Here is a 15,413-nt window from a genome sequence, read left to right as displayed (position 1 = left end):
GACGCCCGCCGCGGTTTCAACCGCCCAGGCCGAGCCGATCCGAAACCGGGATCTTCGCCAGATCGACCCAGCCGCCGGTCTCCATGCTGGCGTACAGGGCGTGCATGAGCCGCAGGGACATCATCGCCGAGTCCACGGTCACCGGCGGCGGGCTCCCCGCCTCGATGGCATCGAGCACATCGGCCAGGAGCGGTCCGTGGCCCAGGCCGTAGCTGCTCGGCACTTCCTGGCTGTGGCGCAGTTCCACATCCGTCTCCAAAGGATCCCGATCGACGCAGAACCAGTTCTCCAGCCGATTCAGGGCGGAACCGCCGACCTTCGCCCGGGCCCGTTCGCCGACGAGTTGGACCGACGCCTCGAAATCACGGTCGCGGGCAGCCGTGGTCGCCACGATGGTGCCGACGGCACCCGACTCGAACTCCACCACTGCGGCGGCGGTGTCCTCGGCCTCCAGCCGGTTTACCAGAGCCTTGCCGACGGCGCAGACCCGGGCGATCGGCCCGCCCAGCCATTGCAGCGCGTCGAGATGGTGGATCGCCTGCTGGGCCAGCACGCCGCCATCCATCTTCCAGGTGCCGTGCCACCCGTCCTCGTAATAGTCCTGGTACCGACACCAATGGACCCGGACCTCGGCGGCGATCAGCCGGCCGAAGGCGCCGGAATCGACCTTCCCGCGAACGAAGCGCATGGCGGGATTGTAGCGGTTCTGCTTCACCACGGCCGCCATGAGACCGGCCGCCGCCGCGGTGTCGCGGATCTTCTCCGCCTCGTCGAGCCGTAGTGCCACCGGCTTCTCGATCAGGACGTTGCAGCCGCGCTCCAACAGGGTCAGCGCGTCGCGGGCATGGTTACCCGACTCGGTGAGAATGCAGACCAAGTCGGGCTTCAGCGCGACCAGGGCATCCATGTCGCCGACCGCGGCGCCGCCGGTGACGGCCACGAAACTCTCGGCGCGGTCCCGTTGCCGGTCGCAGGCGCCGACCACCTCGACGCGATCCGCCAGTTCCTCAGCCAGGACATCCCTGTAGCGGCTCGACACGCGGCCACACCCCAGCACCGCCACCTTGAAGCGCCTGCTCATGATCTTGCCCTCTCACCCGCCGGTTCGACTTCCGAGTCGCAGAGGATTCGGTGATTCGGCCGTTCTGTCGACTTTTGCCTGGCAGGAGAGCGAAACCAGCCCGAACCCTTGGCGGCGGTTTTCAAATGATGGGACGGGCCATCACAGCGGAAACGGCGCTGCCGGCCGCCCTGCTTCAGCCGAGGAATTCCACGGCCGCATCGAAGGCGTCCATGATGTTGTCCAGGGTATCCGGCTTCCAGATGAACCGGCGCGCCGGTGTGGCACCGGGAAAGCTCTCATAGGGCGCCACCCCCAGCAGTTCCGCCATCCGGTCCAGACCGCGTCCGTGGAAGGTCACCGCCTCCGGGAGCTTCTCGACCGGCAGGAAGCAGACGGCACTGGAATCCGCCATGAAATAGTTGATGAAGGCCGGCCCGCCGTTGTCCGCCAGGTTGATCAGACAGCGGCTATAGAGTGCTGCGCGAAGTTCCAAGTCGATCGCGCCCAGCGGATAGGACGGAATATCGCCGAAGGCGCCGAGATCCAGGCCGGCGGTGACAAGATCGGTATCCGGCAGGACAATCGGATCGAACCCACGCGCCCGGATCCGGGCGGCAGCTTCCAGCCAGTCCGGCGTATTCGAATTGCGCCGGGTCTCGATGGTCGAGCTCCGCAGCGTCAGGGACACCGGCCGCCCCCGGGGCGCGTAGCGCTCAAGCCAGGCATCCACCTTGCGCGTGGCCGACGGGTGCGGCGCGAAGGTGTCCAGCTCCTCCGCGGTGGGGTTCTGAGCGAACAGGTCCGCCAGCATGAACGGAATCTTCGGATCGCTCTGGGTATAGCCGGGCGGGAAGAGCTGACTGGGATGGATCGCCCGCAGCATCTGCCCGAAATCGTCCCGCCGGTCGTAGAGGGAGACGCCCAGGCATCGCTTGGCGATGTGGGCATGGGTGGCCATGATGTGGCGCAGGCGCCAGATCTTCTCGTCGGTATCCAGGCTCTTGTCCTTGGGGGTCAGGTCGCGGAACTGGCCCCCCGGCCCTGCGGTGAAGATCACATGGTACCCGGCCGCCCCGGCCCGCATCGCCCACAGGTTCGCGAGGACGAAGAAGTTCATCACGTCGAAGGTCACCGGGCTGACCGAGAGATCGTAGATCGCGAACAGCGCCGGGGTGAAGGCGGGCGGGGTGGCGGTATCGCTGCTCATCCGGGAGTCATCCAGTCGCTCTCGCGCACCGCGTTGCTCTCCATGGGTTCTCCAAGCGGTGGGGAGTGTCGTCAATGAAAATTCACGGCGCCCGCGATTGGCCTCGCCTCTCAGTCGTCGGCCGGCATCCTGTTATGCTACGGATTGGAAAAGCATATCGCGAGGCGGTCGAAACCCGCATGCTCGCCGCCAAAGAAGAACGTCAAGCAACGAGGAAAACGCCATGACCGGCTCCAATCAGGGCGTCGATAACAAGTTCCCCGGCAAGGATCTGAGCCGGGACGACATCGAGAACAAGATCCCGCTGGTCGCCAAGAAGAGCCCGGATCACCGAACCAGATTCACCGTCGCCGGGATCGAGTTCGGCGGCGACCTGGTGCCGGTCCTGGCCGGGCCGAACACGGTGGAGAACGAGGAGCTGATCGTGAAGACCGCGATCGGCGTGAAGAAGGCCGGCGCCCACATGCTGCGCGGCGGCGCGTTCAAGCCGCTGACCTTCCCCTACCGCTCGCCGAAATTCTTCGAGCCGCGCGAGGACGGGCTGAAATGGCTGCAGGTCGCCAAGCAGGAGACCGGCCTGCCGATCGTCACCGAGGTGATGGAGATCTCCAAGATCGAGGTGGTCGCCGCCCATTGCGACATGCTGCAGATCGGCACCCGCAACATGCAGAACTATCCGCTGCTGACCGAGGTCGGGAAGACCGGCATGCCGGTGATGCTGAAGCGCGGCTACGGATCCAGCCTGCGCGACTGGCTGATGGCGGCGGAATACATCGCGCTGGAACATGACCGGCTCGGGCAGGACCCGAAGATCGTGCTGTGCGAGCGCGGGGTGGTGTCGAACCACACCCACCGCGACACCTCGCGTTTCCTGCTCGACCTGCAGGTCATCCCGGCCTGCCAGGAGGTCTGCCACCTGCCGATCATGAGCGACCCGTCACACGCGACGTTCTGGCAGCCCTGGGTGAAGTCGATGATGCTGGCCTCCATCGCCGCCGGCGCCGACGGGCTAATGCTGGAGGTGCATCCCGACCCGAAGAACGCCGCCGTCGATCCGTTGCAATGCTCCAGCCTGGAGCAGTTCGACGACATCATGAAGGCCTGCCGCCCGGTGGCCCAGGCGATCGGCCGCACCGTCGACGCGTAGGATCCCGCCATGACCTTCGCCGGCCCGATCGACAACCGGATCGAGATCACCACCGCGCAGTACGCCGCCATCCTCGGCGCCACCCCGTCCAAGGGCGCGCGCTCGCCGCTGCTGTGGAACGCGGCGTTCAAGGTGGCGGGGATCGACGCCATGATGTATCCGATGGACACGACACCGGACCATCTCGGCGCCGTCGTCGCCGCCCTGAAGGCCGACCCGCGCTTCGTCGGCGGGGCGGTCGCCGTGCCGCACAAGCAGGCCGTGGGAGCCTTCCTCGACCGCCTGGAACCGGAAGCGGCGCGGATCGGCGCGGTCAACGCGATCTACCGGGACGGCGATGCCCTGGTCGGCGCCAATACCGACGGGGCCGGTGCCCTGTCGCAGATCGAGATCCTGGTGGGCGGCGCCGACGTGCTGAAGACCAAGCGGGCGACGCTGATCGGCCTCGGTGGGGCAGGTTTGGCGGTGGCCGCCTATCTCGCAGGCCGGACCGCCTCCCTCACCGTCGCCAACCGGACCCGGGCGACGGCGGACGCCGCGTCCCAGAAGCTCGGCGCCGTCGCCGTCGACTATCCGCTGTCGCCGGAAGTGCTGGAGGCGACTGACCTTCTGGTCAATGCCACGACAGTCGGCCATCCCGACGGCCCCGAGGGCTCGCCGGTGCCGGAGAACCTGCTGGCGGCACTGCCGGAAGGTGCGGCCGTCTACGATGTGATCTACCAGCCGAGCCCGACCCCGCTGCTGGCGGCGGCCCAGGCGCTGGGCCACGCCACAGACGACGGGCTGGGCATGAACCTGGACCAGGCGGTGATCGCCTTCGGCAAGGCCCTGCCCGGCGCGCTGCCGGTCGAGCGGATCCGCGAGGCGATGCGGGCAGCGTGATCGGGCGGGCCGAGATGAAGCGCATTCTCCTCAACGCCGACGCGCCGGATCTGTCGCTGGAGACGGTGGACGAGACCACCGGCGACCCGCTGGAGGCCGTCGCCGCGCGCTACGACGCCGTCATCCCGGCTGACCATCTGGGCCCGTTGCCCATGCTGGCCGAGGGACTCCGGGTCGCCTTTCTGACCACCGATTATGCGAGCTTCGAGCGGCTGCGACGGTCCGCGTTGCCCGGCGACCTGCTGTTCAGACCCTCCGCGGTGGCGCGCCTCGACCTGCTGCGCGCGGGCCGGCGCACCCTGGTCACCACCCGCGCCCTTAAGGAAGGTGAGTCACTGGCCGAGAGCGATATCGCCGAAACTGTCGGCGGCTCCGGCGTGGGGGCGGAGATGCGCGACCGGATGATCGGCCGCACCGCCCTCTATGACATGGCCGAGGGAGCGGCCGTCGATTTCGGCACTCTGTCGGAGGACCGGACCGAAACCGGACGCAGGGGGAACGTACTGTGATCAGCGTCGTGTTGCGGGCGAAGAACGAGCGGCATTGGATCGGGCGCTGCCTCACCGCCCTGCGGCATCAACGGCTGCCCGATATCGACGTCGTCCTGGTGGACAACGATTCCACCGACGGGACGGTGGAATGCGCCGAGGCCCATGGCTGCACCCTGCGCAGTATCGCCCGCGAGGAGTTCTCCTATGGCCGGGCGCTGAACATCGGCATCGACGCGGCGAGGCATGAGACCGTGTGCCTGCTCTCCTCCCATTGCGTGCCGGTGGACGAGCTCTGGGCCGATTATGCCTATGCCCATCTGGGGCCTGAAGGAAACGCCAGTACCTGCGGCATCTACGGCCGGCAGGAACCGCTGCCCGAGACCAGTGCCATCGACCGGCGCGATCTGTGGACCACCTTCCGCGACGAACGGGTGACCCAGCGGATCGACTACTTCTTCCACAATGCCAATTCCGCGATCCGCAAGTCGATCTGGCACGACGAACCGTTCGACGAGAAGATCCGCGGCGTCGAGGATCGGGAATGGGGCAAGCGGATGATCGCCGCCGGACACGACATCGTCTATGAGCCGGGCATGCGCGCCTATCACCACCATGGCATCCACCAGGGCCGCGACGAGGGCCGCGCCAAGCGGGTGGCCGAGGTCATCGAGGTGATCCGGACCGGGAGGCCGATCCCGTGACCGCGTCCGCGCAACCTACCCCTCTGGTCGTCATTCCCGTGCTGTCGGCGGCGCCCAGCACGCCGCGCCTGCTCACGCCGATCCGCGGCCGCTCCAGCCTCTGGCGCACCCTGGACAGCGCCGCGGCCGACCTACCCGCCTCCCCCATCGTCGTCACCACCGACGACGACGCCATCCGCAACTCGGTCGGGCAGTATGGTGGCCGGATAACCGCCCATGCCCGAACCGCCCGGGGCTATACCCAGGCGGTGGCGGATGTGGTGGAAGAATATGGGGCGGAGATCGTGGTGATCGTTGAGCCGACCCATCCGTTTCGGCCGCGCGGCCTGATCCGGCGCACCGCGGAAAATCTCTGTGCCCGGGACCATCTCGACAGCGTGGTCTGCGTGCGCCGCTTCACCGCCAACCTCTGGCGACGGACATCCGATGGCGAGATCCTGGCCCTGGACGAGGGGCGCGACGGCCAGGACGCCGAGTATTTCCAGGAGATGGTCGGCCTGGCCCTCGCCGTCCGGGCGAGCCTGATCCGCAAGAATCGGCGGCTCGGCGATGCCGTCGGATTCGAGGTGCTGGAACACGCCTGGGCACTGGCCGATGTGCGCGATGACCAGAGTTTCGCCGCCGCCGAGGCCCTGGCCGACACGCTGATCAGGATGGAGGAGATCGCCCGATGACCACCGACCTGCGCCCGGACACCACCGGCGACAACGACCGGGTCATCGCGCTGATCCCGGCGCGCGGCGGCTCCAAGGGCCTGCCGAGCAAGAACATCAGGCCGCTCGCCGGCAGGCCGCTGATCGCCCATTCGGTCCGCCACGCCATCGAGAGCGGGGTCTGCGACCGGGTGCTGGTGACCACCGACGACGAGGCGATCCGGGCCGCCGCCGAAGAGGCCGGGGCCTGGACGCCGTTCCTGCGTGACGGCGCGCTGGCCCAGGACCTCACGCCGACGGAGCCGGTGCTGACCGACGCCCTGACCCGGGCGGAGGCGTTGGACGGTCCGTTCGGCATCGTGGTGTTCCTGCAGCCGACCGACATTTTCCGCAAGCCGGCGTGGATCGCCCAGGCGGTGGAGACGGTGAAGCGCAACCGCGCCCTGGATTCCTGTTTCGTCGCCAACAAGACCCACAAGAACTTCTGGACCCAGCAGCCCGACGGCTCCTGGAAACGGGTCTACGACTGGATGGGGGTCTACGGCCCGCGCCAGACCCGGACGCCGCTGTACCGGGAGGATACCGGCCTCGCCTCGGCCCTGCGCGCGGCCCTGATCCGTGCCGGGCGACGGACCGGCGACCATGCAGAGATCATTCCGATCGACAGCACCGCCGCCGGGATCGACATCCACGATCCGTTCGACTTCTACCTGGCGGAAAAGGCGCTGGAGTGGTTCGAGACCCACGAGATGGATTAAGACACGCGACGGCGGCCGTCAGGTGTCTTGCCGCCGCCAGCTTTCCAGCTCGCTGGCGACCCGCTGCATGACAGGCGACCAGTCGTCGTCCCTCTCCTGCCGGTAAACCGCGGTGTGCGGATACCAGAGCGAATCAGACCGGGTGAGGCCCCAGCGCCAGTCCGGTCGGGTCGGCAGCAGGGTCCAGCACGGCTTTGCCAGGGCGCCGGCGAAATGCACGGTGTTGTTGGCCGGACAGACCACCAGATCCATCGCGGCAACCAGGGCCGCCAGCCCGTCGAGATCCTGCATCGGGTCGATACCGTGACTGCCGTCGATCGGGGCACCGGCCTCGGCCTCGAACGCCACCATGTCCTCCGGACCGGCGCCGTATTGCAGAGACACCACCGCCACCCCCGGCACGGCCAGGACATCACGCCACAAGGAGGGCGCGATCGTGCGACGGCCGCCGGTCTTCGGCGCGATCGACCGCCAGGTGATCCCAACCAGCCGCTTGCCGGGGTGCCGGGACTGCAGGTGCGACCGCAACGCGGCGGCCCGGTCGGCATCGGGGACGATCCAGGGCTCCGGCGCCGCCTCGCCGCCGCAGAACAGGTTCAGACGCTCCGGCAGATCGCCCATGGCCAGGTGCAGGTCGGCCCCGTGGTGGTCCTCCGTCCGGCCGGTCGGCGGGCCGACATCCGGCACCGCCGCGTCCGGGAAGCTGCGCCGGGCGATCGGGCGCAGCCGCTCTTCGGTCAGGATCGTCAGCCGGGCGCCAAGCCGCTGCAGATGCGGGGCCAGGGTCAGGAACTGAACCTCGTCGCCGATGCCCTGTTCGCCCCACACCAGCAGGTGCCGGCCGGCGATGGCCTCGCCGTTCCATTCCGGAATGCCGAAGAACCGCCGGAGGGCGGCACCTTCCGACGTTTCCAGGCGACGGGTGTGCGCCCGCCACCCTTCCTGGAACCGCTCGAGGGCCAGCAGGGCCAGGGCGGTATTGAGATGGGCTCGAGCATGGGCGTCGCTGACCCGGATCGCGTAGGTGCCGTAGGTGACCGCCCCTGCCGGATCGCCGGCGCGGCTGAGTTCGACGCCAATGTTGTACCAGGCATCCGGATCGTTCGGCCTGGCCACGGCGCCGCGACGCAACCACGTCAGGACGCCGGCACGCCCCTCGTTCTTCGTCGAGAGCAGTGCCATCCGGTTGTACGGCTTGGGCGAGACCGGATCGAGCGCCATGGCGCGCCTGGCCCAGCGCTCGACCTCCAGCAACCCCGCGATCTCGCAATAGGCCGAGAGGTCGGTCGGATCGATCAACAGGCCACGCTTGTAGGGCTGGATCGCATCGGCGTCCCGCTCCAGCTTCTGCAACGCACGCGCCCGGTTGGACCACCCGGCCGCCAATCGGGGATCGCCGCGACTGGCGGACCGGAACCACGCTTCGGCGGCAGCCCAGTCGCCCTGTACATAGGCCAGGAGCCCCAAGTTGTTCTGCACGTTGCCGCTGCCGGGCACGAGACACAGAGTGCGCCGATACAGCCGCTCCGCGTCGACGGTACGCTTCAGGTCACGCAGCGCATTGCCCAGACTGAACCACGTCGCGGCTGCCTCCGGATGTGCCGCGAGGAGCCGGCGGAACCACTCGATCGCCGCGGAGAAATTCTCACGCGCGACCATTTCCTCGCCGATTTCCCGGTTCGCAGTCGCGTCGAGCGGTGACACCGCCAGAGCCCGTCTGAGCAGGACCTGTCGGGTGGAGTCGGACGCAAGTCTGGCCAAGCCGATGACGCTGTCGGTCTGCTCCGGCGACAGGACGATCGACCGACGGTGACAGGCGATGGCGGTCCCGGTTTTTCCTAAACGACCCGCGACGACCCCAAGGTTGCTCCAGGGCGCGGCGGTTTCGGGATTGGCGCGGATCGAGCGTTCAAAGAGATCCTCCGCCTCCTGTGTGCGGCCTTCCTCGAGGCTCAGCGTGCACAACAGGCTGAGTGCCTCGGGGTAGTGCGGATCGTCGGGCGGGATGCGGCGGTAAAGCCGGGCCGCACGGCCGGGAAATCCGGCGCGCTGGCGCGAAATTCCTTCCTGCAGAAGGGATAGCGAGGCCTGACTCAAGACAGATGACCCACGATAAGAATGCCTGAATGAGCCGAGGAGCGTCACGGACGTCTCGACGGCTGAATCCTGAAGGTGACTCGATACACCTTCGTCATTGTCCTGTCGTCTTTCGATGCCTCCGGCATGCCGACGGCGCACGCGAGTATTGAACAAACGGCCGGCATGACGTCGGCGTCAACCTTCGCTGCAGCCCCCTGCAACCTAACGTGTGATTTGGACGCAACGCGAATACCCCTGGAGGTTGGTAGGCCTTTCCGCGCGGGAGATATAAATTAGAGCAGCACCTTAAGGGCATCTTAAGGGTTACCCTGTATAAATATCCGCAAGTTAAGAAAAATTTAACGCTGATTTTGTCCATTCGGCGAGAGACCGTGTTTGGGGTCCCTTGCAGGGCATTAAGGCCGGGTCCGGCCGGGCGCTTTTGAGTAGCCCTCAAGTCGTGAAGAAGGAGTGTATGATGACGACCACGACCCTGAGCAGCCGGTCGAGCGCCACTGCCAGCGAAACGTCGGAAATTCTTTTCGTCGACTACGGCATCGACAGCGTTTCCACGCTAGTCGCCGGGCTGCGCCCGCATGTCGAGGTCGTGCATCTTCCCGAGCAGGGCGACCCGATCGCCACGATCGCCCTGACCCTGGCAGGCCTGCGCAACGTCGCGGCCCTTCACATTCTGTCACACGGAGCTCCTGGCGCCCTGTACCTGTCCGGCGAACGGATCGACGCTGCGGTCCTGGCTGCGCGCCCGGCGCTGACCGACGCGATCCGCGCTTCCTTGTCCGATGACGCCGAGATCGTGCTGTACGGCTGCTCGGTGGCCGAGGGCGCGATCGGCGCGCGTTTTGTCGCCGCCCTGTCGACGGCGCTGGACCGGCCCGTCGCTGCTTCCGACGGCCTTGTGGGCGCGGCGTCCCTGGGCGGCGGCTGGAGCATCCCCGCACGAGGCGCTCTCGCCTTTAGCGCGGATGCTCAAGCCGCCTACCCGGCGGTTCTGGCAATAGCGACATTCGGCATCGTCACGACGATCAACACCGTCAACACGCTGACGACGAACGAGTCCGGAACCACCATCGATGTCGTCAGGAGTGACGGTATCTCGTTGAACGTCAGCTCCGGTTTCCTGACTCCCGGCACCATCGGCAACACGGCCACCTACACGCTCACCTTCGGCAGCGCGGTGAACATCACGCAGTTCCAGATCGGGGAGTTCACTAATCTCTCCGCTGGAGCCAACTATGTCTTCACGCCGAATACCGGAACCGCCTTGGTACTCGCCGACAACAGCGCATCCATCGTCGGTGCGATCGCCACCCTTACTCCCGTCGATTGGACCGGTATCACCAGCTTTACCGTCTCGTATGCCGGCGCCACCGACTGGCGGGTCGGGATCGACAACATCAACTTCACGCCCGCCGTTACAAGTATTTCGGCCAGCACGACCGCCACGGGATTCAACACCACCAACGGCACCAACCTCAACCCGGCCTCCACCTTCGCCGGTGCGGACGATACGCTCACCATCGCCGATGCCAGCCACATCACCAGCACATCCGTGGCGAATGGCGGGGCGGGCACCGACACGATCGTGCTGGCCAACGGCAGCGATCTGACGACGGCCGGTTTCACGCTGACCAGCTTCGAGACCCTGACCCTGGCGGCGAATGCCACCGTCACGATGTCGGAGGCTCAGCACGACGCCTTCACCACGATCAACGGCAACACCGGCACCGAGACCATCACGCTGACGACCGTCGATGGCGACGGTCAGGTTCTCGCCAGCGCCAACATCGAGACCTATGCGCTGAACGGGGCCTATACCCTCACCCTTCAGGCCGCCGGCCAGAACGTCACCGGCAGCGACGGCGCCAACCAGACGGTGAAGTCGGATGCTGCGGTCGACACTCTGTCCGGCATCCTGAACGGCGGTACCGGCGGCTCCGACACGCTGATCCTGGACACCGGCGACAATATCGCCAGCGCCACGGTCTCGAATTTCGAGAACCTGACCCTGGAGAGCGGTGCGGCGGTCACCATGACGGTGGCCCAGCACGATGGGTTCACCGGTACAGTGACGGCGGCCGGTACGGAAAGCATCACCCTCTCGGCAACCGGCGGCGACACCGCCACGACCGGTAACGCGGTTGTGGAGAGCTACACGCTCGGCGCCGGCGGAATCGACTTTACCCTGGGCGCGGCCGCCCAGAACCTCGCCGGCAGCAGCGGGGCGGACACGGTCAATGTCGGGACCTTGACCGCGACGGGAACGCTGAACGGCCAAGGCGATACCGACACCCTGACGATCGGCAATGGCGGCAGCATCGCCGGCGCCACCGTCAGCAATTTCGAGAACCTGACGCTCGCCAGCGGCGCCACCGTGACCATGGCGACGTCGCAGCTGGCGCAATTCTCCGGCACGGTCACCGCCGCCGGATCCGAGACCCTCACCATCACGGGCGACGGCGCCGTCACCACCCTGGCGAATATCGAGAGCTTCTCCGTCGGCGACGACAGCACGAACGCCCGGCTCATCACCATTGGCCAGGCCGGCGCCAGCGTCACCGCAACCTCGACGACCGACGCGATCAATTTCAGCCTCGGCGGCGTGACCTACACCGGCACCCTGACCGGCGAGGCGACCACCGGCGATACGCTGACACTCGCCAACAACGCCAACGTCGCCGGCGGCACGATCGCCGCCATCGGCACGCTGGATGTCGCCAGCGGGGCCACGGTCACCATGACCGAGGCCCAACACGACGCCTTCACGGCCATCACCGGCTCCGGCACCAACAAGATCATCATCACCACGGCGACCGATGGGCTGACCGCAGACGCGGATATCGAGCAGTACCAGCTCGATGCCGCCAACAGCCTGTCACTAAGCGCGGCCGGACAGACGGTGAGCGGATCGACCGGCAACGATACGATCAATGTCGGCAGCCTGACGGCGACCGGGACGATCGACGGACAGGGCGGCACGGATACGCTGACCATCGCGGCGGGCGGCAACATCTCCGGTGCCACGGTCTCGAATTTCGAGAACCTGACCCTGACCGGTACCGGCGACGTCACCATGACGGCGGCCCAGCGGGCGGCCTTTACCGGCACCCTGACGGCACCTGGTACGGCCAATCTGGTGGTCACCGGCTCGGCCGGGAACCAGGTGCTGGTCGGCGGTGCTGGGTCAGACACCCTGAATGGCGGTGCCGGCGCCGACACGATGAGCGGCGGTGCCGGGGCCGACAACCTCACCGGCGGCTCGGAAACCGATGTCTTCACCGGCAGCGCAGCCGAACTGGCCGGCGATACGATCACCGATCTTGCCGTCGGCGAGAGCATCGTCGTGACCGGTGCCGACCTGACGGCGCTGAACGGCCAGTCGGCGGCGGCGACCATCGCAACCGGGGCCGGCACCCTGAATCTGACCGGCATCACCGGTGCCAGCGGCGTCTTCTCGGCGGTTCTCTCGGGCGGCAACACCACCATCACGCTGACCGCGCCGCCGGTCTCCTTCACCCTGACCACCGGCGCCGACAACCCGACGCTGGACACCGGCAACGACGTTCTGACGGCCAACGCGGCCAACGTCCTGAACGCGGGCGATACCATCGACGGTCTTGCCGGAACGGACACCCTGAACATCTCGGCGGCGCAGACCGTCACGCTCGGCGCGACGACGCTGACCAATGTCGAAACCGTCAACATCACCGCCGGCGCGCAGTCGATCACGACCAACGATGGGACGGTGGCGTCGGGACAGACCATGACGGTCAACGGCTCGACCAACACGTCCGCCATCAACTGGGACGGGTCGGCCGAGACCAACGGCACTTTCTCCATGACCGGCGGTAGCGGCGACGACACCCTGAAAGGCGGTAGCGGCGCCGACATGGTCCTGGGCGGTGCCGGTAATGACGAGCTATCCGGTGGCGCCGGCGTGGATACGCTCTCGGGCGGTGCCGGCAACGACACCTTCATCGCCGGCAACGGTGCCGACCATCTCAGTGGCGGAACCGGCGATGACGTTCTGCGGGCCGGGGCCGACAACGACGTTCTGCGTGGCGGCGACGGGAACGACGTGCTTTCCGGCGGGACCGGCTCGGACTCACTTTCCGGCGGTGCCGGCAACGACGTTCTCAACGGCGGGGGCGAGTTCGACACGCTGGCTGGCGGCGCCGGGGCCGACACCTTCACCGGCAGTGCGGCAGACTTCAACGGCGACACGATCTCGGACTTCGCGGTGGGCGACAGCATCGTCGTCACCGGCAAGGACCTGTCGGCCTTGAACGGTACGGCCGCCACCGGCACGATCGACATCAGCGGCAGCGTCGCTACCACGCTCACGGGCATCACCTCGGCGAGCGGGACGTTCAGCGCGACGGTCACGGGGGGCAACACGACACTCACCCTCGTCGCACCGGCGACAGGCGGGGGCGATGGCGGCGGCGGCGGATCCTCCGGCGGAAGCGGAGGAACCGTGGTGGTGACCGACAGCACGCCGGCGGATTTGACCGGTGGCAGCCGAACGATCACCAACAACGGATCCACCTCCGGCAGTGCCGCGATCGTCCAGAACACCGGCAACAACAGCAACGTCGTCACGGCGACCCTGCCGGCGTCGGTTTCCATCACCTCGTCGGGTCCGGCGACGGCGACTGCCGGTTCGACGTCGCAGCAGACCCTGACCGAGGCCATCAGTGCGCGGAACTCCGGGTCCACCACCCAGCTGACGACCGAGGCCAACACCTTCCTCAACAGGCTGTCGACGACAACCACGTTGGACATCCGCACGATCGTTCCGACGACGACGTCAAGCTCGTTGAGCAGTCCGATCGTCATCACCGGCAGCACGGCAACGGACGGCTCCACCCAGTCCGAGGCCTTCGTGATCGACCTGCGCTCCCTGCCTTCCGGCAGCACCCTGCAGCTCGACAACATCGAGTTCGCCTCGATCATGGGGTCGAGCACGGTGACCGGCGGCAATGGCGACAACTTCGTCACCGGCGACGAGAACAGCCAGTTCATCTCGCTCGGTGTCGGCAACGACACTCTGTATGGCGGCGCTGGGGCGGACACGATCGGCTCCGGCAGCGGCAAGGACATCCTCTACGGCAACCAGGACAACGACCGGGTGTTCGGCGGCACCGAGGAAGACACGGTCTATGGCGGCGCCGACCAGGACGTCGTCTACGGCAACCAGGCGGCCGACGTGGTCTACGGCAACATGGGCAACGACACGCTCTATGGCGGCCAGGACAACGACACCGTGTATGGCGGCCAGCATCAGGATATTGTGTACGGCAATGACGGCAACGACGCCCTCTGGGGCGGCAATGGCGCCGACACGCTGAAGGGCGGCGACGGGGACGATACCCTGTATGGCGGGCGCTCCAGCGAGGACGGCGCCAATGACGGGTCGTTCGACGTGCTGGAGGGCGGCGCCGGGAACGACGCGTTCTACGGCGGCGAGGGCATCGACTGGATCTATACCGGTGCCGGAGCCGACCTGATCTATATCGAGGACCTCAACGGCTTCGACGTGGTCGCCGACTTCAATCTGGCCGAGGGCGACCGGCTGATGATCGCGCTCAATGTCAACGGCCAGGCCATCACCAGTGCGGCCGACGTCATCGCCCGGGCCAGCGACAATGCGGATGGGGACGTCGAAATCGACCTGGGCGGCCAATACGTCCGCCTGATCGGTGTCCACACCTCCGACCTGACGGAGAGCCATTTCGGCTTCTTCTGACCCCGACGAAGAGACGAGCGAGGACAGTTTTCAAGGGCGATGGCGGCCTCGTTAAAGCGGAGCCGCCGACCAGGAGTGCGGTGGGGGCGATCGGGTGGGTCAGGACACCGAAGGCGAACGGTGTCTCGACCGCCATCGGTCGTTCTGCCGGCGGCGGCTCTCGTGCAGACCGGATGTCCGCTATTAGGCCCGTGGGACGGCGGTTGATGCAATCGGCCGCTGTAACCCATTCCAACCGGTGGCGCAGACCGTAGCCGATCCAGGCCGGCTGTTCAGAGACCGCGCGCGGATAGCGGCCGAGGTCGCGGTGCGGCCAATTGCATGCCCGGTCCGGCCGGAACGCGATTTTCGGACAGCGCTTATTTGGACCGCAAAGGCGCTTGGGGGTGGTCGGGTAAGGCCGGACGGAGCTCAGTTCCGTCCTCGCTCCGCGCCCGATCCGCATGAAAAACCCAACAAAAGAGCGGCTCTAGATTTGCCGCTCGGAGGGGTTCGTCGCCTTAACAATTTATTGAATGAAAACCTACCACTTAAGTGGTGGGCGCGGCTGGGATTGAACCAGCGACCCCTACGATGTCAACGTAGTGCTCTCCCGCTGAGCTACGCGCCCACTGTGCCGAGTTCGGAGGCCCCCGCAAGGGGCCGGTCGGCGGCGGCACTGACGG

The 15,413-nt window shown here is 67.0% G+C and carries 10 protein-coding genes and 1 tRNA gene; 7 read left to right on the top strand and 4 right to left on the bottom strand.

The annotated features are described in order from the left end of the window. Positions 1-16: 16 nt before the first annotated feature. Together T8K17_RS13845 and T8K17_RS13840 are read right to left on the bottom strand one after the other, a co-directional pair. Positions 17-1,081, bottom strand: a complete 1,065-nt coding sequence (locus T8K17_RS13845) for a Gfo/Idh/MocA family oxidoreductase (RefSeq protein WP_322330318.1) — start codon at positions 1,079-1,081, stop codon at positions 17-19. A 175-nt stretch (positions 1,082-1,256) separates the two neighbouring features. Further along, the gene (locus T8K17_RS13840) at positions 1,257-2,270 is read right to left on the bottom strand and encodes a hypothetical protein (RefSeq protein WP_322330317.1); all 1,014 of its coding nucleotides are present in this window, start codon (positions 2,268-2,270) and stop codon (positions 1,257-1,259) included. A 223-nt stretch (positions 2,271-2,493) separates the two neighbouring features. Here T8K17_RS13840 and T8K17_RS13835 point away from each other — a divergent pair, with 223 nt between their 5' ends. From T8K17_RS13835 to T8K17_RS13810, 6 genes are read left to right on the top strand one after another with little or no spacing between them, the layout of a single operon-like run. Continuing rightward, positions 2,494-3,417 (top strand): hypothetical protein, encoded by a 924-nt coding sequence (locus T8K17_RS13835; protein WP_322330316.1) that lies wholly within the window; start codon positions 2,494-2,496, stop codon positions 3,415-3,417. A 9-nt stretch (positions 3,418-3,426) separates the two neighbouring features. After that, a complete protein-coding gene (locus tag T8K17_RS13830; RefSeq protein ID WP_322330315.1) occupies positions 3,427-4,299 on the top strand; it encodes a shikimate dehydrogenase in 873 nt (290 codons plus the stop codon). A gap of 14 nt (positions 4,300-4,313) precedes the next feature. Beyond that, positions 4,314-4,808, top strand: coding sequence for a hypothetical protein (locus tag T8K17_RS13825; protein ID WP_322330314.1), 495 nt, complete (start codon positions 4,314-4,316; stop codon positions 4,806-4,808). Beyond that, positions 4,805-5,491 (top strand): glycosyltransferase family A protein, encoded by a 687-nt coding sequence (locus T8K17_RS13820; RefSeq protein WP_322330313.1) that lies wholly within the window; start codon positions 4,805-4,807, stop codon positions 5,489-5,491. The genes T8K17_RS13825 and T8K17_RS13820 overlap by 4 nt, the downstream gene beginning before the upstream one ends. Continuing rightward, a complete protein-coding gene (locus T8K17_RS13815; RefSeq protein ID WP_322330312.1) occupies positions 5,488-6,165 on the top strand; it encodes an NTP transferase domain-containing protein in 678 nt (225 codons plus the stop codon). The genes T8K17_RS13820 and T8K17_RS13815 overlap by 4 nt, the downstream gene beginning before the upstream one ends. Beyond that, positions 6,162-6,902 (top strand): acylneuraminate cytidylyltransferase family protein, encoded by a 741-nt coding sequence (locus T8K17_RS13810; RefSeq protein WP_322330311.1) that lies wholly within the window; start codon positions 6,162-6,164, stop codon positions 6,900-6,902. The genes T8K17_RS13815 and T8K17_RS13810 overlap by 4 nt, the downstream gene beginning before the upstream one ends. 18 nt (positions 6,903-6,920) lie before the next feature. Here T8K17_RS13810 and T8K17_RS13805 read toward each other — a convergent pair whose 3' ends face one another. Beyond that, the gene (locus tag T8K17_RS13805; protein ID WP_322330310.1) at positions 6,921-8,999 is read right to left on the bottom strand and encodes a tetratricopeptide repeat-containing glycosyltransferase family protein; all 2,079 of its coding nucleotides are present in this window, start codon (positions 8,997-8,999) and stop codon (positions 6,921-6,923) included. A gap of 460 nt (positions 9,000-9,459) precedes the next feature. On the opposite strand from T8K17_RS13805, the gene T8K17_RS13800 reads away from it, so the two are divergent. Beyond that, a complete protein-coding gene (locus T8K17_RS13800) occupies positions 9,460-14,748 on the top strand; it encodes a DUF4347 domain-containing protein (RefSeq protein WP_322330309.1) in 5,289 nt (1,762 codons plus the stop codon). A gap of 535 nt (positions 14,749-15,283) precedes the next feature. On the opposite strand, the gene T8K17_RS13795 is transcribed toward T8K17_RS13800, so the two are convergent. Further along, a tRNA-Val gene (locus T8K17_RS13795) sits at positions 15,284-15,358 on the bottom strand. Positions 15,359-15,413 lie beyond the last annotated feature (55 nt).

Source organism: Thalassobaculum sp. OXR-137 (genome assembly GCF_034377285.1).
In the GTDB taxonomy this organism is placed as follows: Bacteria; Pseudomonadota; Alphaproteobacteria; order Thalassobaculales; family Thalassobaculaceae; genus Thalassobaculum.
The sequence above is the reverse complement of the archived record's forward strand: the minus strand, read 5'-3'. Positions and strand labels throughout refer to the sequence as shown.